Genomic DNA, 22,007 nt, shown 5'->3' with positions numbered 1-22,007 from the left:
CGCCGTCGGCGTCAGCCCTCGTCCGGGCCACCGCTCTCCTTGTCGTCGGCACCGGAGGCGCCTTCCGCGGTCTCCGCGGAGTCCGCCTTGGCGGGCTGCGCCCCCGGCTGGGGCTCGGCCACGGCCACCCGCGCGGGGCGGATGGTGCGCTCGCCGATGCGATACCCCGGCTGGAGAATCGCCACGCACGTCGTCTCGGTGACGTCGGGCGCGTAACTGTGCATCAGGGCCTCGTGGATCGTCGGGTCGAAGGGCTCGCCCTCCTTGCCGAACTGCTGAAGGCCCATCTTCGCCGCGACGGTTTCCAGCGACTCCGCGACGGACTTGAATCCGCCGACGAGTTCGCCGTGCTCCCGCGCGCGGCCGATGTCGTCGAGCACCGGCAGGAGTTCGGTCAGGAGGTTCGCGATGGCGATCTCCTTGACCGTGATCCGGTCGCGCTCCACCCGGCGACGGTAGTTCTGGTACTCGGCCTGGAGGCGCTGGAGGTCCGCCGTGCGCTCACCGAGCGCCGTACGCACCTGGTCCAGCTGCGCCGTCAGACCGGCCACCTGGGCCGTCGCTGCCGCGTCCCCGGCCGGGGCCGCCCCCTCCTGGGGGGCGGCCTTCGGCTCGGCGTCGTCAGAGCCGGAGGGGACGTCGGGCTGCTGCGGCTGACCTTGCGGCTGCTGCTCGTCGAAGCCCGGGGTCTCCTCCGTCACGCGGCACCGTCCTTGCGCTCACGGTCCTCGTCGACGATCTCGGCGTCGACGACGTCGTCGTCGGCCTTGGCTTCACCGGCGCCGGCGCCGGCGCCGGCCTCGCCGCCCGCGGCCTGCGCGGCCTGGGCGTCCGCGTACAGGGCCTGGCCGAGCTTCTGCGAGACGGCGGCGACCTTCTCGGTGGCCGTGCGGATCTCGGCGGTGTCCTCGCCCTTGAGCGCGGCCTTGAGCTCCTCGACGGAGGCCTCGACCTCGGTCTTGATGTCGCCCGGGACCTTGTCCTCGTTGTCCTTGAGGAACTTCTCGGTCTGGTAGACGAGCTGCTCGCCCTGGTTGCGGCTCTCGGCGGCCTCGCGGCGGGCGTGGTCCTCCTCCGCGTACTTCTCGGCCTCCTGGCGCATCCGGTCGACCTCGTCCTTCGGCAGCGAGGAGCCGCCGGTGACGGTCATCTTCTGTTCCTTGCCCGTGCCGAGGTCCTTCGCGGTCACGTGCATGATGCCGTTGGCGTCGATGTCGAAGGCGACCTCGATCTGCGGGACACCGCGCGGGGCCGGCGGCAGACCGGTCAGCTCGAACATCCCGAGCTTCTTGTTGTACGCCGCGATCTCGCGCTCGCCCTGGTAGACCTGGATCTGCACGGACGGCTGGTTGTCCTCGGCGGTGGTGAAGATCTCGGACCGCTTGGTCGGGATCGTCGTGTTCCGCTCGATGAGCTTGGTCATGATGCCGCCCTTGGTCTCGATACCCAGGGACAGCGGGGTCACGTCGAGGAGCAGGACGTCCTTGACCTCACCCTTGAGGACACCGGCCTGGAGGGCGGCGCCGATGGCGACGACCTCGTCCGGGTTGACGCCCTTGTTGGCGTCCTTGCCGCCGGTCAGCTCGCGGACGAGCTCGGCGACGGCGGGCATACGGGTGGAGCCACCGACGAGAACGACGTGGTCGATCTCGGAGAGGGCGATCCCAGCGTCCTTGATGACGTTGTGGAACGGGGTCTTGCAGCGCTCCAGCAGGTCGGCCGTCAGCTGCTGGAACTGAGCCCGGGTGAGCTTCTCGTCCAGGTGCAGCGGGCCCTCGGCGGAGGCGGTGATGTAGGGCAGGTTGATCGAGGTCTCGGTGGACGAGGACAGCTCGATCTTGGCCTTCTCGGCGGCCTCACGCAGACGCTGCAGCGCCATCTTGTCCTTGGCGAGGTCCACACCGTGGCCGGCGCGGAACTGCTGCACCAGGTAGTCGACGACACGCTGGTCCCAGTCGTCACCACCGAGGTGGTTGTCGCCGTTGGTGGCCTTCACCTCGACGACGCCGTCACCGATCTCCAGGAGCGACACGTCAAAGGTGCCGCCACCGAGGTCGAAGACGAGGATCGTCTGGTCGTCCTTGTCGAGGCCGTAGGCGAGGGCGGCGGCGGTGGGCTCGTTGACGATGCGCAGGACGTTCAGACCCGCGATCTCACCGGCCTCCTTCGTCGCCTGACGCTCGGAGTCGTTGAAGTAGGCCGGGACGGTGATGACCGCGTCCGCGACCTTCTCGCCCAGGTACGCCTCGGCGTCGCGCTTCAGCTTCTGCAGGATGAAGGCGCTCATCTGCTGCGGGTTGAAGTGCTTCCCGTCGAGCTCGATCTTCCAGTCCGTGCCCATGTGCCGCTTGACGGACCGGATCGTCCGGTCCACGTTCGTGACCGCCTGGCGCTTGGCGACCTCGCCGACGAGCACCTCACCGTTCTTGGCGAAGGCGACGACGGACGGCGTGGTCCTGGCGCCCTCTGCGTTGGTGATGACGGTGGGCTCGCCGCCTTCAAGAACGCTGACGACGGAGTTAGTCGTGCCCAGGTCGATGCCGACCGCACGTGCCATTTCAATTCCTCCAGCAATGACTTGAGTGGAACGGACTCAAGTGTGCATGACGCCCACCGATGGGTCAACAGAGCTGAGTCGAGGGGGCTCAACTCTTATGTTTTCCTTATACGCAAGGCGGGCCTGACCTGCGAAAATACTACTGCCCGGCCCTCTGTGCGGCGTCGAAATCGTGGGGCTGGCCGGAGCCGGTCCGGGGCGGGACGGGGCGGGACGGCCCGGGGCGGGACGGGGCGGTCCGGAGCGGGACGGGACGGGGCGGGGCGGTCCGAGGCGGGACGGGACGGGACGGTCCGGGACGGTCCGGGGCGGGACGGGGCGGGACGGCCCGAGGCCGGACAGTCCGGGGCGGGACGGGGCGGGACGGCCCGAGGCCGGACGGCCCGAGGCGGGACGGCCCGAGGCGGGACGGTCCGAGGCGGGACGGCCCGAGGCGGGGCGCCGGGGTTACCGCGCCCTACCCCACCCGCCCCCGCCGCCCCAGCTCCGCCGCCTCCTGCTCGTGGATGCGGCTCGGCCGGGACGCGGGGCCGGGGGCGCGGCCTCCCGGGATGGGGCGGGTGGGGGCGCGGTGGACGCCGGTCGGGGCGGGCCGGGCGGCGGTGGGCAGGGGGCGGCCGGCGGCGGTGGCGGGAGCCGAGCGGGTGGCGGGGCCGGTGGCGGAACGAGGGGCAGGGGCGGAGGCGGCCGGGCGGGGCGGGCTGGTCGGCACGAAGAGCATCCCCAGGACGACCAGCCCGGCCGCCCCCGCCACCCACCACGCGGAGCGAGGCTGTGTCCACAGCATGTGGATGGCGAGACCCACCCCGGCGGAGCCCGCCGCGGCACCCCCCAGCACGACCACCACCCCCGGCGGCGTGAGACCGATCCGCCGCAGCCGGTGGGCGAGATGGTCGGGCCCGCCGCGCCACAGCTCCCGCCCCGCCCGCTTCCGCGAGACGAGGACGAGGACGGCGTCGGCGGTCGCCACGGCCGTGAGGGCGAAGGGCGCCCCGACACCGGCGCCGTACCCGACGGCGTACACGTGCAGCACACCCCCCGCGAGCAGGAACCCCACGAACAGGGCCCCACTGGTGCCGGTCACGACCCGCGCGGGCGGCCAGTTGTGCATCAGGAACCCGGTGAGCGCGGCCGCCACCACGCTGAACAGCGTCGCCAGACCATCCATGACCTCGGCCGCCGCACACCCGCTCAACGCGAACGCCGTGACGGCCCCGACCACCCCGAGCACCCCGTCGGAACGGCCCATCCCCTTGAACCCGTGCACCACGAGAGCGATCCAGACGACCCCCAACACCCCTGCCGGCACGCCCAGTTCGCGGTACGGCACGACCAGCGCGGCGGCGACGACCACCCCCGCCGCCCGCACCACCGCCGGAAGCCGCCACACATCACCGACCAGCCCGAAGACCCCGAGCCCGGCCCCGACGACGATCAGCCATCCGGCCTCACGTCCCAACGGAGCGACCCCGCTCCACTCCCCCACCCACGCCACGGCGCCCACCCCGCCCATCACCGCGACACCCCCGAGCAACGGCACCCGCCGCCCCCGACGCCGCTCCACGATCCCCAGCCGCAGCGCGGGCACGCGGACGGCCGCCGAGAGCACGGCGGTCAGCAACAGGGCGGAGGCGGCGGCGAGGATTCCGTACAGCACGGATCCAAGTTAGGCGCGAGTGTCACAATTTCTGATGAATAACACGATCGTTTTGAAATAGCACGATCGTCCGGGATGCGACAGGGACGCACTCAGGCAACCCTCAGCGACGCAGATCACCGCCCCCCTGGCTACAGTGCGGCAGGAGAACTCGGTAGTCTCAGACGGACTGCATAAGTTACCGCTTAGTAATGATCTCTCCGAGGGGCCCCGGCAGGCACCCGGAGGAAAACCCTCGCAGGCCCGAGGAGCCCCCAATGCAACTCGCCGCGATCATCGTGTCGTTGGTCCTGACCGTGGTCGGCGTTGCGCTGATCTCGCGGGCCGTGGCGCAGATCTACCGGTTCGTGAAGCTCGGTCAGCCCGTACCGGCGGGCAGCCGTACGGATGACCCGAAGGCGCGCTCGATCACCCTGGCCCGGGAGTTCCTCGGGCACACCCGGATGAACCGGTGGGGGATCGTCGGCTTCGCCCACTGGTTCGTCGCGATCGGCTTCCTGACGCTGCCGCCGACTCTCGCCCAGGCGTACGGCCAGCTGTTCCAGGCGGACTGGACGCTGCCGGTGATCGGCGGCTTCCTGCCGTTCGAGATGTACATCGAGTTCATCGGTGTGATGACGATCCTCGGCATCCTGGTGCTGATCGCCGTCCGGCTGCTCAACCTGCCCTCCCGGGCCGGCCGCAAGTCGCGTTTCGCGGGCTCCAAGGCCTGGCAGGCGTACTTCGTCGAGTACGTCATCCTCACCATCGGTCTCGCGATCTACGTGCTGCGCGGCCTCGAGGGCGCCATCCACCACGTGGACCACTACGAGGCCGGGTACTTCGCCTCGTACCCGCTGGTCCTCGCCTTCAAGGACCTGGACCCCTCCACCCTGCAGAACCTGGTGTACTTCGTCGCGATGATCAAGATCGGCACCTCGCTGATCTGGATGATCACGGTCTCGCTGAACACCAACATGGGTGTCGCCTGGCACCGCTTCCTCGGCTTCCCGAACATCTGGTTCAAGCGCAACGCCGACGGCGCGACGGCGCTGGGCGGTCTGCAGCCCATGACGTCGGGCGGCAAGCCGATCGACTTCACCGACCCCGGTGACGACGACGTCTTCGGTGTCTCCCAGGTGGAGCAGTTCTCCTGGAAGGGCATCCTCGACTTCTCCACCTGCACCGAGTGCGGCCGCTGTCAGTCGCAGTGCCCGGCCTGGAACACCGGCAAGCCGCTCTCCCCCAAGCTGCTGATCATGTCGCTGCGGGACCACGCGCACGCCAAGGCCCCCTACCTCCTCGCCGGTGGCGGCAAGACCATGGAGGGCGAGGAGAAGGCGTCCGAGGAGCAGCTCAAGGACGTGCCCGCCGCCGCCCTCGCCGAGGCCGAGCGGCCGCTGATCGGGACCGTCGAGGAGAACGGCGTCATCGACCCCGACGTCCTGTGGTCCTGCACCACCTGCGGTGCCTGCGTCGAGCAGTGCCCCGTCGACATCGAGCACGTCGACCACATCGTCGACATGCGCCGCTACCAGGTGATGATCGAGTCCGCGTTCCCGTCCGAGGCGGGCACGATGCTCAAGAACCTGGAGAAGAAGGGCAACCCCTGGGGCCTGGCGAAGAAGCAGCGCCTGGAGTGGCTCAAGGAGGTCGACTTCGAGGTCCCGGTCGTCGGCAAGGACATCGAGGACCTCTCCGAGGTCGAGTACCTGTACTGGGTCGGCTGCGCCGGCGCCCTGGAGGACCGCGCGAAGAAGACCACCAAGGCCTTCGCGGAGCTGCTCCACATGGCGGGCGTCAAGTTCGCCATCATGGGCGGCGACGAGAAGTGCACCGGCGACTCCGCCCGCCGCCTCGGCAACGAGCCCCTCTTCCAGGAGCTCGGCATGGAGAACGTCATGGCACTGAACATGGCGTTCGGCGAGGAGATGGACGACGACGGCAAGGTGACCGAGGAGTCCCGCAAGCCCAAGTCGGCCAAGAAGATCGTCGCCACCTGCCCGCACTGCCTCAACACCATCGGCAACGAGTACCCGCAGCTCGGCGGCGACTACGAGGTCATCCACCACACCCAGCTGCTCCAGCACCTCATCGACGAGGGCAAGCTGATCCCGGTGACCCCGGTCGAGGGCCTCATCACCTACCACGACCCCTGCTACCTGGGCCGCCACAACAAGATCTACACGCCCCCGCGCGAGATCATGACCGCCGTCCCGGGCCTGCGCCAGCAGGAGATGCACCGCCACAAGGAACGCGGCTTCTGCTGTGGCGCCGGCGGCGCGCGGATGTGGATGGAGGAACGGATCGGCAAGCGCATCAACAACGAGCGCGTCGACGAAGCCCTCTCCCTCAACCCGGACATCGTCTCCACCGCCTGCCCGTTCTGCCTCGTCATGCTCACGGACTCCGTGAACGGCAAGAAGAACGACGGCAAGGCCAAGGAGTCCATCACGGTCGTCGACGTCGCCCAGCTGCTCCTGGAGTCCGTCAAGACCCCGGTCCCGGACGACGAGCCCCCGGCGGGCACGGCCGAGACGGAGAACGAGCCGGAGCCGCAGCCGGTGAAGTAGCCCCGCCGCCGCTCACCTGCGCGTACGACCGACACCCCCGGAGCTCATCGCGAGTCCTCCGGGGGTGTCTCGCGTCTCGCGGCGATCTCCATGACCTCCTCGGGCAGGTCGCCCCCGTCGCGCACCATCATGAACGGCGACTCCTCGAAGTCGGGGTGGACCGAGAAGGCGTCCGCGACATCGACGCCCTCGATCTCGTAGACCTCGTACCGGGTCGGCTCCTCGGTGCGGGTGTCGTCCCAGCCGTCCCCGCCGGTGTCCTGGCAGGGCGGCGAGAGCGCCGTCCCCACCTTGGCGCCGACCTCGAACGCGCCGCTGTCCATGCCGTTGTACTGGCGGCCCTCGTACTCCACCACGAACGCGCATGAGGCAGAGCCCTCCCCGCCGCCGTCCATCGACACCGCCGTACAGCCGGCGGCGAACGGGGTCAGCGCGAGAGCGGCCAGGACGGTCCGCACACGGGAACCGATCATCGTCACGTCTCCTTGCCACCGGTCCGGCCGTCGGCGGTCCGGCCGTCGGCGGTCGGGCTGCGGCGGCCCTCGGCCGCCGGCCCCCTCGCAACCTGGACGCCCGACCCCAGCGAAACGTTCGGCCGCCTCCCGGCCGACCGCACCCATCCCTTCGTACGCCGAGTGCCGCGCCCAACTGGCCCCACCGACCCCACCAGCCCTACCCACCCCACCGGCCCCACCGGCCCCGAAAATTCTTCGAATTCCCTGGAGTCCCGTACAACCCTCCCCCACCTCCATCGGTCTCCTGTTCGCCAACTTCCCTGTGAACGCCCGGCCAACCCTGGGCGAACACGGACAGGAAGGGCACCCCATTGACTGTGGACGTCCGTACCGGGCGTCCCGCATGCAGCAGGAGATTCCCGCATGCACAAGCATCTGCGACTCGCCCTCGCGACGGCCTCCGCGGCCGCGCTGACCGGCGGTCTGCTCACCTTCTCGGCCGCGACGGCGACGGCGGCCGACTCGGTCCACCACCCCGTGGCGGACTTCAACAACGACGGGTACGGCGACGTCGCGTACGCGGCCGGCAACGCCACCGTCGGCGGCAAGGCCGGCGCCGGCCAGATCGTCGCCCTGTACGGCTCGGCCAGCGGTGTGACCTCGACGAAGCGCACCACGATCAGCCAGAACACCACCGGTGTCCCCGGCAGCGCCGAGACCGGCGACGGCTTCGGCTGGGTCAGCGCGTACGGCGACTTCAACGGCGACGGCTACGACGACCTCGCCGTCTCCGCGCTCCTGGAGGACGTCTCCGGCGACGCGGACGGCGGCACGGTCGTGATCGTGTGGGGTTCGGCGAGCGGCCTGTCCGGCGCCACGACGATCAACGACCCGGCGCCCTCCTCCCACGACAGGTGGGGCAAGACCCTGGCCGCCGGTGACTTCGACGGCGACGGCAAGGAGGACCTCGCGGTCGGTGCCACGTCGAGCACGATCCACGTCTTCAAGGGCGGCATCACCAAGTCCGGCACGACGGGCGGCCGCTACACCGTCAAGCCTCCCATCATTTCCGGCGACGGCACGGGCCCGTTCAACCTCACCGCGGGCGACGTGAACGGCGACACGCGGACCGACCTGATCGTCGACGGTTTCGAGACGGACAGCGAGTACGGCTGGAACGCCAACTACTACGTGCCGGGCACGGCCTCCGGCCTGAGCGCCGCGTCCGCGCAGAAGCTGAAGCCCGGCATCATCACCGGCATCGGCGACGTCAACGGCGACGGCTACGGCGACATCGTGACCGGCGAGGAGTGGGACCCGTCCAAGGACGGCAGCGAGCCGTCCGTGCCCGAGTCCGCCACCGGCGGCAAGGTCCACCTCATCAAGGGCTCCGCCTCCGGCCCGGCCGGGGCCACCTCCCTCACCCAGAACACCGGCAACGTCCCGGGCGCCTCCGAGCGCGGCGACTTCTTCGGCAACGAGTTGTCGCTCGGTGACATCAACGGCGACGGTTTCCAGGACCTGGTGGTGGCAGCGGCCGGCGAGAACCTCGGCGGCGTCGTCAACACGGGCGCGGTGACGGTCCTCTACGGCTCGGCCGCCGGCCTCAACACCTCCTCCGGCACCCAGTACTTCGCCCAGTCCACGGCCGGTGTCCCCGGCTCCGACGAGACGGACGACTTCTTCGGCTCCGAGGTAAAGCTCACCGACGTCACCGGCGACGGCAAGGCGGACCTCACGGTCGGCGCGTACGGCGAGAACGACTTCAACGGCTCCGTGGTCTACCTGCCCTCCGACGGCACGAAGATCACCACGGCCGGCTCGCGCTCCATCGCCCCGTCCGCGGTCGGTGTCTCCACCTCCGGCCAGCCGGTCCTCGGCGGGAACGCGGCCAACTGACGACGGCCGACAGCCTTACGCACATCCCGAGTCGGGCCCGCATCCATGCCGGATGCGGGCCCCTCTCCGGCTGGGGCCCGTCCACCGTGTCCCGTGTCCCGTGTCCCGGCAATCCCAAGAATTCACCGACCTCCCGAGCAACCCTCCCGCCCCGTCACCGGTCTCCTGCTCGCACACCCTTACGACGGCAGTTGGGTCCGCCCCACTCGGTGCGAGCCCTCTCCCTCCTGGAGTCCCCTTGCGCACTCGCTCCTTCCTCCTGGCCGCAGGCCTTCTCGCCTCCGGTCTGACGCCGCTCGCCCTGGCCACACCCGCCGGCGCGGCGGTCGCCAAGTACGCGGACGACTTCAACGGCGACGGCTACCGCGACCTCGCGGTCGGCGCGCCGGGCACCGATGTCGGCAGCGCGTCGTCGGCCGGCGCGGTGGTCGTGCTCTACGGCTCGAAGTCCGGCGTCTCGGCCGCCAACCGGAGCGTGATCACGCAGAACACGAGCGGGGTCGCCGGTTCGGCCGAGGACCAGGACTCCTTCGGCGCCAGCCTCGCCTCCGCCGACTTCAACAAGGACGGCTACGCGGACCTTGCCGTCGGCGCGACCGGCGAGGGCCTCGGCGGCCGGTCGTACGTCGGCCAGGTCACCATCCTGTGGGGCGGCAAGAAGGGCCTGTCCGGCGGCACCGCCCTCCCGCAGCCGGCCAAGATCGCCGCGGAGCGCGGCTACGGCCAGGGCCTCGCGGCAGCCGACTTCAACGGCGACGGTTCGCCCGACCTGACGGTCACCGGCCAGGCCCAGACCCGCCTCTACAACGGCCCGTTCAAGAAGAGCACCGGCGACGCGGCGAGCGCGAGCTACGTCGGCACCGTCGGCTCCACGCTCGACGTCGGCGCGGGCGACATCAACGGGGACAAGGCCGCCGAGCGCGTCTACACGTACGCGACGACCTCCGACCCCGGCGGCCAGGTCAGGTACCACACGTACACCGGCACGAAGACCTCCGTCGTCGACATGCCGCAGGCCGAGGGCGACGGGCGCGTCGTCGTGGGCGACATCAACGGCGACGGCTACGGCGACCTCGTCCTCGCCAACCCCGAGGACCCGGCCAACCAGGGCGGCGCCGGTCACCTGGGTGGCCAGCTGGAGATCTGGTACGGCGGCAAGGGCGGCCCCGACCTCACCCAGACCCCGACGGTCGTCAGCCAGGACACCGCCGGCGTCCCCGGCACGGGCGAGGAGGGCGACTACTTCGGCGGCGCGCTCTCCATCGGCGACATCAACGGCGACACGTACGCCGACCTCGCGGTCGGCGCGCAGAACGAGGGCTGGAACGGCAAGCGGTACGCCGGCACGGTCACCGTCCTGTACGGCTCGGCCGCCGGCCTCACCACCAAGGGTGCCAAGGCCTACAGCCAGGACACCGCGGGCGTCCCCGGCACCGCCGAGACCCAGGACGGCTTCGGCGGCGCCGTACGCCTGATCGACCTCGACAAGAACGGCAAGGCCGAACTGGTCACCGCCGCCCCCGGCGAGGACGCCAAGGGCGCGCTCTTCGTCCTGGGCGGCACGGCCTCCGGCCTGACCACGAAGGGCGCGAAGAGCATCTCGGCGGCGAACGCCGGGCTCAAGGAGACGGCGTACAGCTTCGGCGCGCAGCTCGCCCAGTAGCTGGTAGCTGCGTCCTCCCCTCCCACTTCGAAGGACATTCATGCGATTCCGTAGCGCCACGATGGCCGCGACGCTCGTGGCGGCGACCGTGACCCCCCTCGCCTTCTCCCTCTCCATCGGCCCGGCCGCCGCGGCGGCCGCCAAGTACGCGGACGACTTCAACGGCGACGGCCACCGCGACTACGCGGTGTCGTCGTACGGCCCGGACGGCGCCAGCAAGGGCGGCGGCATCCTCGTCACCTTCGGCACGGCGACCGGCCCCGGCACGAAGACCCAGTTCATCGACCAGGCGAGCCCCGGCGTCCCCGGCGCCGACGAGACCGACGACTTCTTCGGCGAGAACCGCACGGCCGCCGACTTCAACAAGGACGGCTACGGCGACCTCGCGGTCTCCGCCAACGGCGAGAACGTCGGCACGTACAAGAACAACGGCACGGTGACCGTCCTCTGGGGCGGCAAGAAGGGCCTGTCCGGCGGCACGACCGTCCCGTTCAAGGGCCCGAAGGGCGCGTCCGGCGAGGCCACCGACTTCGCCACCGGCGACTTCAACGGCGACGCCGAGCCGGACCTCGCCCTCGTCCGCGCCGGCAAGACGTACGTCTACCGGGGCGCGATCGCCAAGTCGGGTGTGAAGGGCACGGTGACGGTCCTGGACAAGGCCGATTCGAGCTTCTACTCCACCGCCCTGATCTCCGGCAAGGTCGACAAGGACGGCAAGACCGACCTCGTCGTCATCGGCGACGTCGTCACCGACACGACCCTCGCCTCCGACGCCTGGTTCGTCTCCGGCGGCAAGGCCAAGCTCTACCCCGGCAAGACCCTCCGCATCGAGTCCGTGAAGTCCGACGGCGGCCAGGCCGAACGCGGCGGCGACGGCGTCATCGCCGACTTCGACAAGGACGGCTACGGCGACATCGCCATCGGCACACCGGTCTACGACAAGACCAAGGGCCGCGTGACGGTCTGGTACGGCGCGTCCTCCGGCCCGTCGAAGTCGGCCCGCTTCACCCAGTCCACGTCCGGCATCGCCGACACCCCGGAGTCGTACGACGCCTTCGGCGACGCGATCACCTCCGGTGACGTGAACGGCGACGGCTACCGCGACCTCGCGGTCGCCGCACCGGGCGAGAGCCTGAACGGCAAGGGCGAGGCAGGCGCCGTCCACGTCCTCTACGGCGGCAAGTCGGGCCTGACGGCCAAGGGTTCCCAGTTCCTCACCCGCAACACGGCTGGCGTACCGGGTGACTTGACGGCCGGCGAGTACTTCGGCCACACGATCCGCCTCCGCGACACCGACCGCGACGGCAAGGCCGACCTGTACGTGCTGGCCGAGAACGGTTCGCTGGTACTGCGGGGTTCGTCAAAGGGCGTGACCACCACCGGCGCGACGGTGGTGGACGGCGACACGGTCCGGGGGATGCTTCAGTAACGCGGAGCGCGTATCGCACGTATGAGGGCGGCGAGCCCGGCGGGGGTTGTGCGAACAACCTGGCCGGGCTCCTCGCTTTCGCGGAGGAGGACAGTGCGCGGGTGGGCCGCGATTTGCACGCAGTCGTCATGGTCACCTCCGCCGGAGAAGGTGGACTTCTGCCAGGCGTCCTGTGCCATGTCGAGGCCTCTCACATCTGCCGCACGAGGTGGTGGATGAAGTCCCTCGACTCTACGGCGCCCAGGGCCATCTTTTCGATCGTGCGGAGGAGCGCCCGATAGCGGCCGAGCTGTGACTCCCCGTCCAGATAGGCCCCACCATGCGTGCTGTCTGCCAGAACGGTGTCCAACTGCGGAACCGGGCCACGCGCGTACACCAGTGGAGCGCTGATGCCGGCGAAGCCGTCCACGTCGAAAGGCACTACGCGCACGGCCACTCCGGGCGACTCCGACCGCTCAAGGATGTGCAGCAACTGCTCCCGCGCGACCTCGCTGTCCGCCGCGCGGATCCGCAGTGCCGCTTCGTGAATGACGGCCTTGTAGCCGACCTTGCCCAAGATCTCCTGACGCCGCAGCCGAAACCGCACCCGGGCTTCGCGCTGCTCCTCGGAGAGCGACGGCACCGACGAGGCGAACGTGCCCCGCATCTGCTCCTCAGTCTGCAACAGCCCTGGGACGTGCACGGGCTGGAAGGTCTTCAACTCGGCCGCATGGTGCTCCAGTTCGGCCACCCGTAGATAGCCGCCCGGCACGACCTCCCGGTACTCCTCCCACCAGCCTTGCCCACGCTCGGTCGCCATGGCCACCAGTGCGTCGACGAGAGCGGCATCGTCACACACGTAGCGGTTGGCCAGGTGCCGTACCCGTTCGGCGCTCACCCCCACACGTCCCGCCTCCGCGCTGGACAGCTTGCTCTCCGCGATCCCCACTGTCTGCGCAGCAGCGCGCAGCGTCAGCCCCGCCCGTTCCCGAAGCTTGCGCAGCTCGGCGCCGAGCCGTTCCTGACGCGCGGTGATGACAGCCCTGGATGCCATGCGCCCCTTCTCTCGCAGGAGTTGTGAACCCGAGTATCCCAGTTCGGGTTGACCGAGGGAAAGTTTTACCTCTACCGTCAGTGACGCGACGCACACGCTGCGGAACACCGGGACCCTGGAAGCGCACCGCCCCGCCCTGCCACGGCGGCGGCGACAAGGCCACCGCCCGACGCCCCAGCGCCCCCACCCCTCCGTACCGGGAGACCCCATGCGCAACGACTGGGAGTACACCCTCTACATCCCCCACGACCCCCGAGCCGTAGCCATCGGCCGCCGCACCCTCCGCGACATCCTGACCACCCACACCCTCCCCGCCCTCATCGAACCGGCGGAGCTACTGGCCTCCGAACTCCTCACCAACGCCCTCCGCCACACCACCGGCCCGGCGGCCCTGAAACTCAGACAGTCCGGCCCCTCCTTCCGCGTAGGCGCCTGGGACACGGACCCCACACCCCCGACGATCACCGCCCCCACCGACACCGCCACCTCGGGCCGAGGCCTCCACCTCGTCAACGCCTACGCGGCCGACTGGGGTTGGTTCACGGTGAACGGAAACCTCGGCAAGTACGTCTGGTGCGAACTGGGTACGGAGCTGAAACCGGACTGACGGTGGACGACACGGGGGTGGGGATGACGGGCGTACGCGGAGTGCTCCGAACCCTGGGCGGGGCGGCGCTGACACTGGGCCTCAGCGTGACGGCGAACCAGGTCCTGTCCGAGGGAAAGCTCAGCTGGACCTGGTCGTACGTCTCGTACGCCGTGGCCGTCGTCAGCCTCCTGTACGCGGAGCTCGGCCCGTCCCCGCCCACCACCGACCCCTCCCCCCGAGGCCGCCGCAGGATCTACCTCCGCCAACTCCGCGCGAGCGTACGGGACATGGAGACCGTCGGCATCGCCACCCAGAGCGAGTTCGTGTTCCGGATGCGCCAGGTGTACGTGGATGTCAGCGTCGTACCGAAAGTGCTCCACGACGCCGCCAGAGAGCCCTACCTCGGTTCGGTGTCCGGGGAGGAGCGTCGAAGTCTGGAGTCGGTGCTGCGGAAGGCCGGACGCAACGGGGGATCCCGGATCCTGGCCGTACTGGGAGGGCCGGGGTCGGGCAAGACGACGCTGGCCCGCAACACCGCCCTGGAACTGTGTGGACACCGCTGGCGCCCGTGGAAGCGACGGTTGCCGGTGCTGCTGTACCTTCGCCGCCACGCTGCGGACCTACTGGCCGGTGATCCCCCGACGTTGGCCGAGTCCGCGGTCAGGGCCGCCTGGCTGGACGGGAAGGTCTCGGCCCGGTGGTTGGACCACAGACTCGATCGCGGCGGGTGTGTGGTCCTGCTCGACGGCTTGGACGAGGTCGCCGACCCCGCGGAGCGGGGCCGGGTCGTGGACTGGGTCGGCAGGCAGATCCAGCGCTACCCCCGCAACATCTACGTGGTGACGTCGCGTCCCCACGGCTACAAGTCCAACCCGTTGCCGGGTGCGGAGGTGCTCCAGGTGCGTCGCTTCACCTGGGAACAGATCGACCGGTTCCTGCGACGGTGGTCGTATGCGACCGAGAGCCGGGCGCGGGGCGGCGGCGGCCGGGAGGTACGGGCAGCGGCGGACCGCAACGCGGCGAATCTCCTGACCCGGCTGCAGACACAGGGAGCTCTGTACGACCTCGCGGCCAACCCTCTCCTGCTGACGATGACGGCGAACGTACACCGCTATCGAGGCCAACTACCGGCAAGCAGAGCTGAGTTGTACGACGAGATGTGCGACGTGCTGCTGCATCGCCGCTCCGAGGCTCGCGGGCTGGTGGACGCGACCGGCCTGACCGGTCCTCACAAACAGCACGTCGCACAGCACCTCGCCCTTGCCATGATGAAGGCCGAGGTCAAGGACTGGCCCGTACGCGACGCCGCCAGGGCGATCCGCAGATCCCTGCGCCAGGTCCCCGGCAGTGTGACCCCCAAGGTCTTCCTGGAAGTGGCCTGCGCGAGCGGCCTGTTGGTCGAACGCGAACACGAGGTGTACGGCTTCGCCCACCTCACCCTGCAGGAGTACCTCGCCGCCGCCCAACTGGGCACTCCGCGCGCCGACACGAGCGTACTGATCGACCACGTCGAAGACCCGTGGTGGCGCGAGGCCATCCTGCTCTGGTGCGCGGCGAACGACGCCACGGACATCATCACCGCCTGTCTGGACCGGGCCACGGTCCCCGCCCTGGCCCTGGCCTTCGACTGCGCCGACCAGGCCAGAACCGTCGAGCCCGAGACCCGGGACCGTCTGGAGGAACTGCTGGGCCCGCCCGCGCCGAACGCACCCCACGACCCCGCCCGGCAGCACCTCCTGGACGGAATCCATGGCACGCGCATCCTGCGTGAGACCGTCCGGCTCCAGGACAACACCACCCTGTGCGCACAGCCCGTCCCCTTGAGCCTGTACCTGTCGTTCGTTCACGAGGAAAAGGCGGCCGGACTTCATCATCCCGACCCTTTCGACAGGCTCGGGCACGACGTCGACGCGGCAGTGGGCATGCGGGTCGGAGACGTCGAACGCTTCGTTGAATGGCTCAACACCGTTACGGGGGACGCCGTCTACCGGCTGCCCACCTTGGCCGAGGTCAAAGACCCGGCCGCCGCATCGATCACCGGCCTCGGCCGTCACACGGTATGGGCCCACGACGGCGCTCACACCGTTCTCCATCAGCCTGGAGACGCCCCTTGGCCCTACGCCACGGACACGGAACACCTTCCCGGCATCCCCGCAGCCGACCGCCTGCAACTCAACCCCTACCTGCGACTGCTGACCACCCCTGCGACCCAGCGCAGCCAGGTGGAACCCTGGACCAGGGTGCTCAGCGCCGCCCTGGCCCACGCACCCGAGTCACACGGAACACCCGAGTTCGCTCCACTGGAACTCCCCCTGGTCCTCGCCCTGTCCGTCGGCCTTCACATTGCCCGTGTCCATGCCCGCGCCTTCGACAGCGACGCCGACGTCGTTTCCCGGGCCAGCCTCGAACGCCTGATCGTCCGCGCGTTGGGCTTCGCACGGCACCTCGACGTCGCACGGGCCACAGGTCTCGCCCGCGACCTGGACGCCGGTCTCGCCACGATGCTGGGCGAGGCCCTCGGCACCGTCGGCGACCTCCGCGACTGGATGACCCAAACCCTCGATCCGAATCGGGATACCCGTGCCGGCCTCACGGACTCCGACACCAGCCTCCTCCTGGCCCGCAGCATCCTCATCGAACTCACCCTCGGCAACGCCGTCGACCTCGCTCGCCACCTCGACCTCGGCCCAGCCCTCGGCCTCGCCCGCGACCTCGACCCACCCCTTCACCCCGACGGCCTCGACCTCGTCTTCGGCACCGCCCCGCTCCCTCCTGATCTGGCCGGTGATCTGGCCCACCGACTCGACTCCCTCTACACCCTCACAGCCGAACGTGAACAGGACACCGATTCCGGCTTCGTCTCCAGCCTCGACCTCGCTCTGGATCTGTCCCACGACCTCACCGCTTCCGTCCACACCGAAGCGCTGATGCTGTCCCTCGACGCCTTCCGCCTCCTGTTCACCCACTCGACCGCCGTCATCGCGTCGCCCTCCGCTCTCAGTCGCCTCGACCACGTCCTGACCCGCACAGCGGCCGCGATCCCCGCCCACCAGAGGACCTTGTCCGATCCGGCCACCGCCGTGCGCCACGCCCACGACATCCTCAGAACCACGCAGGCACCCGTCCCGGACCATCCGATCACCGAAGTACGGCATCTGACGGACAGCATCGGGCAGTTGCTCACCTCCATGCGCTCCCGGAACACGCCCACCGACTCCCGGACTCTCTCCAGTGCCCGCACCGCCCTTCTCATCGCCATCACGGTCCTGACCGAGGCGGACCTGCGTGACCGCGCAGCCATTCGTCTCCTGGAACTCGCATGGCTGAGCCTCACCACGTTCGACACCCCTGCCTCGCGCCGACCCCACCCCAACCAACTCCTCGTCCTCGCCCGCACCCAGCCGTAGCCCCTGCCCCGGGCAGCGCGCTCGCGAAGGCACCCGCCGACGGGGATAATTGCCCGTACAGTCCGAAACGCCCTACAAAGGTTGAAAGCCGGCGATCCCCATGGCCGAACACCCGAACGCAACCCTCGTCCGCAAGGGCTACGACGCCTTCATGCGCGGCGACATGGACACCCTCCGTGGCCTGATGGCCTCGGACTGTACGCACCACGTCCCCGGCAGCCACCTCCTGTCGGGCGACTACAAGGGCCAGGACTCGATCATCGGCCTGTACCAGCGGCTCTTCGAGGAGACCGGCGGGACCTTCAGCGTCGACCTCAGCCATGTCTGCGTGGACGGCCGGGGCCACGCGGTCTCCGTGCACCGTTACACCGCCGAGCGGGGCGGCAAGCGGATCGAGCAGAACGGCTGCCTCGTCTTCCGGATCGTCGGAGAGAAGTTCACGGACATCGACGAATGCCAGGAGGACCTGGACAAGGAGAGCGAGTTCTGGTCGTAGCCCCGCCGAGGCGAGGCGCTTTCGTTCGCGCCCGCACAACCCCATACGGCTTCCAGGTGTCACACAGGTGAACCAGCCACACCCCCGACATCCGGCCACCCACCTGGAGCCCCCCGTGCACAGACGGACGTACGCCCTGGCCGCCGCCACCGCCGCCACGGCGGCGGCACTGACGCTCGCCCTCGTACCCCACCCGGCCGCCGCCCAGCCCACCCCCGTGACCAGCGACTTCAACGCCGACGGTTACGCGGACCTCGCCGTCGGCGTCCCCGACGCGACCGTGAACGGCAAGGCGAAGGCCGGCTATGTGAACCTCCTCTGGGGCGGCCCGAAGGGCCTGGGCAGGCACGGAAGCATCCGGGTCAGCCAGGCCACCGCCGAGGTCCCCGGCACCCCCGAGGCGGGAGACCGCTTCGGCGCGTCCGTCGCGCTGGAGGACCTGAGCGGCGACGGCGACGCGGAACTGATCGTCGGCGCACCCGGTGAGGACGTCGACGGGCGTGGCGCGGACGCCGGCGCGGTCACCGTCGTCGGCGGTGCGAAGAGCGGCACGGGCCCCGGGTCCACGGCCCTCACCGGCCCGTCGGCGAAGTCGGCGTACGGCTGGTCGGTCGCGGCGGCGGACCTCACCGGCGACGGCGGCCGGGACCTCGTGGTCGGCGGCCGGGACAAGGTCGTCGTGCGCGCCGCCGTCAACAACGGCGAGGATCTGGTCGTCACCACGGTCCTCGCCACCCCGATGGGCGGCCGCGCCCCGCTCCTCGCCACCGGCGACTTCACCGCCGACGGCACGGACGACCTCGCCCTCGCGTACCACACGATCAACGCCCCCTACACCCGGTCGCACGTCCGGCTGTGGTCGTGGGACCCGGCCGAGCAGCGCATGGCCAACACCTGGAACTCCGACAACGGCGCCGCCTCCGCCCTCGCCGCCGGCGACTTCGACGGCGACGGCCTGGACGACCTGGCCCTCGGCGAGTGCCGTGAGATAGCCGACGAGAACATCGACGACCCGTGCGGCCCGGAGTCGTACGCCAAGGGCGGCGGCATCCACATCGAGTACGGCGACGAGAACGGCTCCTTCGGCTACCGCTCCCAGACCCTCAACCAGGACACGGTCGGCGTGTACGGCGTCGCCGAGGACGGCGACCGTTTCGGCGCCTCCCTCGCCGTACTGGACTGGAACCGCGACGGCCGCGACGACCTGATCGCGGGCGCCCCCGGCGAGGCCATCGGCACCCGCGGGGCGGCCGGCGCGGCGACACTCCTGCTGGGCCACACCAGCGGCATCGTCGACCCGTTCGGCGAGGCCACGTCCGTGCAGTACCACCAGGACCGTCCCCGGGTCCCCGGCGCGGCGGAGCCGAACGACGCCTTCGGCGCGGCCGTCGCCACCGGCGACTACGACAAGGACGGCACCCCGGACGCGGCCGTCGGCGCGCCGGGCGAGAACGCGAACTCCGGCGGCGTCTGGATCTTCCCGAAGACCTCCGTGACGAACTCCTACGCCCTCACCCCGAAAAACCTCGCCCTCCCGTCCCCGACGACGGCACTGGCGTACGGCAGGTACGTGAGCAGCCACTGAGACCGGGTCCGGCCCGTGGGATGACCTGCGAGATGACTGCGGGACGACTGCGGGACGACTGCGGGACGATCTCCCTGACGAACCCCTGACGATCCCTTAGGGGATGTCACAGCTCGGCAGCAAAGCCGGGCCGGTTGGCCCCGGCCCGGCACGCGGCCGCCCGGGAACAGGTACGTTCGATGACGTGGCTGGATTCAGGATCGGACGCGGCCGGGACAACGGCGCTCCTCAAGCGCGACCGCACAACCCTCCGTACGGACAGCAGGCCCCGCAGCCCGGCGGCCCGTCGTACGGCTACCCCCAGACGCCCCCCGGGCCGCCGTACGGCGGCGGGCGGAGCGGCGGTCAGGGCGGCTGGCCCCAGACGCACGGCGGCGGGCACCCCGGCAATCACGGGACCCGCGGCAACCACGGGGGGCATGGCAACCACGGCGAGCCGGAGTACTTCGGCGACGACGGCGGGCACCCCCACGGCGGCGCGGACCCGTACGCGGCCAACAACCCGGGGAGCACGCAGATGTTCGCCGTCGGCGAGGACCCGTACCAGCAGGGCGACACCTATCGCGCGGGCAACGCCCCGGCGGCCCCGCTCGGCCCGCGGCTGCCCTGGAAGGCCCTCCTCAAGGGCATCTTCACCAGCCCGAACCAGACCTTCCTGGTGATGCGCGACTACGCGGTGTGGGTCCCCGCCCTGATCGTGACGTTCCTGTACGGCCTGCTGGCCGTCTTCGGCTTCGACACCGCCCGCGAAGACGCGATCAACGCGACGCTCTCGAACGCCGTACCGATCGTCCTCGTCACGGCCGTGACGATGGTGGTGAGCACCTTCATCCTGGGCGTGGTCACCCACACCCTGGCCCGCCAGCTCGGCGGCGACGGCGCCTGGCAGCCCACGGTCGGCCTCTCCATGCTGATCATGTGCCTCACGGACGCGCCCCGCCTGGTCGTCGCGATGTTCGCGGGCGGCGACGCCTCCTTCGTCCAGATCCTCGGCTGGATCACCTGGGTGGCCGCCGGCGCCCTCCTGACGATGATGGTCTCCAAGTCCCACGACCTGCCCTGGCCGAAGGCCCTGGGCGCCTCGGCGATCCAGCTGGTGGCGATCCTGTCGCTGATCAAGCTGGGCACGTTCTAGTCGCTGACGACGCGTGAGGGGCTCCCGGCTTGTCGCCGGGAGCCCCTCACGCGTAGGTCCGTCGGCGGCCGGGCTCGGGCACTGTGGAGCAAGGGCAGCCGGCATGTCAGGCGTCGACAACCTGCCCGGCCCTGTGTCGACCAGGGAACCAGTCGACGACAGCAGCCGGACCGCGCTCGGAGCGAACTCCTTGAGCGGTGCTCGGCTCGGCGCAGCCGCACGGAGTTCCCGTGGATCACCGTGGATCACCATGGATCCACCGGCGGCGATCACGGAGCCATCTTGAGCCGTGTGATGATGCACGAAAATTTCCGGCCCCGGGGAGGGGCCGGGTACGGGAGAAGGGAACGGGGGCCGTCGTGGGCAAGGGTGGGGAGTCCATACCGGACGAGGAGTGGGAGCGCTTCCTTCGCGAAGCCGAGGCGGGGACCGAGGACGCGCCCGAGGAGCCGTCGGCGCGGGCCCGCATGGTGGCGGGGCGGCTGCGGGAGGGGACCGCCCGGCCGGAGCCGTGGCGGAGTCACCAACCGGCCCGGCGGCGGGGAGGCAAGGGCTGGTACGCGATCGGTCTGCTGGTCGCGGTCGCCGTGCTGGTCGTGGCGCTGGCTCCGGGGCGGGTGGCTGGATGGTTCGGCGGCGGGGGTGGCGAGAGCACGCCGCTCGCCGTGGAGTCGGACCGTCCGGATCAACCGCCGCCGGCGGAAGCGGCGGCCCAACCTCCGACCGTGGAGGAGCCGTTCAGGGGGTCGCCCGCGGCACGGTGGGGTGACGGGACGGCTGGGATCGGCGTGCCCGAGGCACGGGCGACCGGCTGGATGAGCAAGGGGCAGGTCGCGCAGGCGGTGGAGAAGACCCGGGACTTCCTCGCCGCGTCCAGTCTGGATCCTGGTGTGCTGCGTGGGGAGCGGCCGAAGAAGGCGATCGCGTTGATCAATCCTCATCAGCAGGATGTCCAGGACTACCTGGCGACCGCGTTCCGTGCACCCAGCCGGGAGAACGATCCTCTGCTGCTGTTCAGCCGGTTCGAGAACACGAAGGTCCGGCTTGTCGGGGATGTGGTCAAGACACGGGGACGGATCACGTACCGAGAAGGCGAGCGCGGTGCGGTCGAGGTGACCACCGATGTCACGTACGTCTATCCGTCCGTACGCGCCGCAGCGGGAAGCGACGAAGTCGCGCGCACCATCGTGCGCCGCGAGGTCGTGATGAGCTGGGACGACCCGGCGAAGATCGTCATCGATCCGGGCACGTTCTCCCTCGTCTCCTACAAGGTGGACACCACCAACGGCGGCTGCGACACCTTCACCGGCTACCTCACCCCCGAGTTCGGCGCAGAGCGCGCGACGTCGTCCCCGGGAGACGGCCCGGAGGTCGACCCGTACGACCGGAGCACCTCGATGGAAGCGCGCATGCGGGAGGCCGACGGTGCGGGGTGCGGGACTGCCACACGGTCGTGACCGGCAGTCGCGGGAAATTCCCCGGTAACCGCATGGTCGGGAGCCTCAGGCGTCGCGGGTGACGGCCCCTCGATGATCAGTCGAGGGGCCGTC

Annotated in this window: 16 protein-coding genes; 10 read left to right on the top strand and 6 right to left on the bottom strand. The window is 70.3% G+C overall.

Annotated features, from left to right (window positions below; genetic code table 11):
- Positions 1-11: 11 nt before the first annotated feature.
- The 3 genes from grpE to OG202_RS26870 all read right to left on the bottom strand — a co-directional run bounded on the left by grpE (position 12) and on the right by OG202_RS26870 (position 4,214).
- Positions 12-701, bottom strand: a complete 690-nt coding sequence (grpE, locus tag OG202_RS26880; RefSeq protein WP_326579870.1) for a nucleotide exchange factor GrpE — start codon at positions 699-701, stop codon at positions 12-14.
- Complete coding sequence (gene dnaK, locus OG202_RS26875; protein ID WP_328223724.1) at positions 698-2,557, bottom strand: molecular chaperone DnaK; 1,860 nt, start codon at positions 2,555-2,557, stop codon at positions 698-700. Before dnaK ends, grpE begins: the two co-directional genes overlap by 4 nt.
- Before the next feature lie 457 nt (positions 2,558-3,014).
- Positions 3,015-4,214 carry an MraY family glycosyltransferase gene (locus OG202_RS26870; RefSeq protein WP_328223723.1) on the bottom strand — a complete coding sequence of 400 codons (1,200 nt, stop codon included), beginning with the start codon at positions 4,212-4,214 and terminating at the stop codon, positions 3,015-3,017.
- Positions 4,215-4,471: 257 nt separating this feature from the next.
- Here OG202_RS26870 and OG202_RS26865 point away from each other — a divergent pair, with 257 nt between their 5' ends.
- Positions 4,472-6,766 (top strand): (Fe-S)-binding protein, encoded by a 2,295-nt coding sequence (locus tag OG202_RS26865; protein ID WP_328223722.1) that lies wholly within the window; start codon positions 4,472-4,474, stop codon positions 6,764-6,766.
- Positions 6,767-6,810: 44 nt separating this feature from the next.
- Here OG202_RS26865 and OG202_RS26860 read toward each other — a convergent pair whose 3' ends face one another.
- Positions 6,811-7,239: a DUF6281 family protein gene (locus OG202_RS26860; RefSeq protein WP_326579878.1), complete on the bottom strand. Its 429-nt coding sequence runs from the start codon at positions 7,237-7,239 to the stop codon at positions 6,811-6,813.
- 405 nt (positions 7,240-7,644) lie between these two features.
- Between OG202_RS26860 and OG202_RS26855 the strand changes: the two genes are divergently transcribed.
- From OG202_RS26855 to OG202_RS26845, 3 genes are all read left to right on the top strand, one after another.
- Positions 7,645-9,120: an FG-GAP and VCBS repeat-containing protein gene (locus OG202_RS26855; protein WP_327728517.1), complete on the top strand. Its 1,476-nt coding sequence runs from the start codon at positions 7,645-7,647 to the stop codon at positions 9,118-9,120.
- Positions 9,121-9,358: 238 nt separating this feature from the next.
- Complete coding sequence (locus OG202_RS26850) at positions 9,359-10,783, top strand: FG-GAP-like repeat-containing protein (protein ID WP_327728518.1); 1,425 nt, start codon at positions 9,359-9,361, stop codon at positions 10,781-10,783.
- A 40-nt stretch (positions 10,784-10,823) separates the two neighbouring features.
- Positions 10,824-12,212, top strand: coding sequence for a VCBS repeat-containing protein (locus tag OG202_RS26845; protein ID WP_327728519.1), 1,389 nt, complete (start codon positions 10,824-10,826; stop codon positions 12,210-12,212).
- Here the strand turns inward: OG202_RS26845 and OG202_RS26840 are convergent.
- Both OG202_RS26840 and OG202_RS26835 read right to left on the bottom strand, forming a co-directional pair.
- Entirely contained in the window at positions 12,206-12,391 is a 186-nt protein-coding gene (locus OG202_RS26840) for a DUF397 domain-containing protein (RefSeq protein WP_326579888.1), read from the bottom strand. The two genes, OG202_RS26845 and OG202_RS26840, sit on opposite strands and share 7 nt — an antisense overlap.
- Before the next feature lie 11 nt (positions 12,392-12,402).
- Positions 12,403-13,245 carry a helix-turn-helix domain-containing protein gene (locus OG202_RS26835; RefSeq protein WP_326579890.1) on the bottom strand — a complete coding sequence of 281 codons (843 nt, stop codon included), beginning with the start codon at positions 13,243-13,245 and terminating at the stop codon, positions 12,403-12,405.
- 208 nt (positions 13,246-13,453) lie between these two features.
- Here OG202_RS26835 and OG202_RS26830 point away from each other — a divergent pair, with 208 nt between their 5' ends.
- The 6 genes from OG202_RS26830 (at position 13,454) to OG202_RS26805 (ending at position 21,914) form a co-directional block, all read left to right on the top strand.
- Entirely contained in the window at positions 13,454-13,852 is a 399-nt protein-coding gene (locus OG202_RS26830) for an ATP-binding protein (RefSeq protein WP_326579892.1), read from the top strand.
- A gap of 23 nt (positions 13,853-13,875) precedes the next feature.
- Positions 13,876-17,241 carry an NACHT domain-containing protein gene (locus OG202_RS26825; RefSeq protein WP_328223721.1) on the top strand — a complete coding sequence of 1,122 codons (3,366 nt, stop codon included), beginning with the start codon at positions 13,876-13,878 and terminating at the stop codon, positions 17,239-17,241.
- Positions 17,242-17,341: 100 nt separating this feature from the next.
- Positions 17,342-17,737, top strand: a complete 396-nt coding sequence (locus OG202_RS26820; RefSeq protein WP_326579896.1) for a nuclear transport factor 2 family protein — start codon at positions 17,342-17,344, stop codon at positions 17,735-17,737.
- Between the two features lie 115 nt (positions 17,738-17,852).
- Positions 17,853-19,322: an integrin-like protein gene (locus OG202_RS26815; RefSeq protein ID WP_328223720.1), complete on the top strand. Its 1,470-nt coding sequence runs from the start codon at positions 17,853-17,855 to the stop codon at positions 19,320-19,322.
- Between the two features lie 103 nt (positions 19,323-19,425).
- Positions 19,426-20,457 (top strand): Yip1 family protein, encoded by a 1,032-nt coding sequence (locus OG202_RS26810; RefSeq protein ID WP_327728522.1) that lies wholly within the window; start codon positions 19,426-19,428, stop codon positions 20,455-20,457.
- Positions 20,458-20,816: 359 nt separating this feature from the next.
- A complete protein-coding gene (locus OG202_RS26805) occupies positions 20,817-21,914 on the top strand; it encodes a hypothetical protein (protein WP_328223719.1) in 1,098 nt (365 codons plus the stop codon).
- Positions 21,915-22,007: the final 93 nt, after the last annotated feature.

Source organism: Streptomyces sp. NBC_00310 (assembly GCF_036208085.1).
In the GTDB taxonomy this organism is placed as follows: domain Bacteria; phylum Actinomycetota; class Actinomycetes; order Streptomycetales; family Streptomycetaceae; genus Streptomyces.
The sequence above is the reverse complement of the archived record's forward strand: the minus strand, read 5'-3'. Positions and strand labels throughout refer to the sequence as shown.

Excerpts from the sequence above, each read along its gene's own strand:
- dnaK (WP_328223724.1), bottom strand. The coding sequence starts at position 2,557 with ATGGCACGTGCGGTCGGCATCGACCTGGGCACGACTAACTCCGTCGTC.
- OG202_RS26865 (WP_328223722.1), top strand. The coding sequence starts at position 4,472 with ATGCAACTCGCCGCGATCATCGTGTCGTTGGTCCTGACCGTGGTCGGC.
- OG202_RS26860 (WP_326579878.1), bottom strand. The coding sequence starts at position 7,239 with ATGATCGGTTCCCGTGTGCGGACCGTCCTGGCCGCTCTCGCGCTGACC.
- OG202_RS26855 (WP_327728517.1), top strand. The coding sequence starts at position 7,645 with ATGCACAAGCATCTGCGACTCGCCCTCGCGACGGCCTCCGCGGCCGCG.
- OG202_RS26845 (WP_327728519.1), top strand. The coding sequence starts at position 10,824 with ATGCGATTCCGTAGCGCCACGATGGCCGCGACGCTCGTGGCGGCGACC.
- OG202_RS26840 (WP_326579888.1), bottom strand. The coding sequence starts at position 12,391 with ATGGCACAGGACGCCTGGCAGAAGTCCACCTTCTCCGGCGGAGGTGAC.
- OG202_RS26835 (WP_326579890.1), bottom strand. The coding sequence starts at position 13,245 with ATGGCATCCAGGGCTGTCATCACCGCGCGTCAGGAACGGCTCGGCGCC.
- OG202_RS26830 (WP_326579892.1), top strand. The coding sequence starts at position 13,454 with ATGCGCAACGACTGGGAGTACACCCTCTACATCCCCCACGACCCCCGA.
- OG202_RS26825 (WP_328223721.1), top strand. The coding sequence starts at position 13,876 with ATGACGGGCGTACGCGGAGTGCTCCGAACCCTGGGCGGGGCGGCGCTG.
- OG202_RS26820 (WP_326579896.1), top strand. The coding sequence starts at position 17,342 with ATGGCCGAACACCCGAACGCAACCCTCGTCCGCAAGGGCTACGACGCC.
- OG202_RS26810 (WP_327728522.1), top strand. The coding sequence starts at position 19,426 with ATGTCACAGCTCGGCAGCAAAGCCGGGCCGGTTGGCCCCGGCCCGGCA.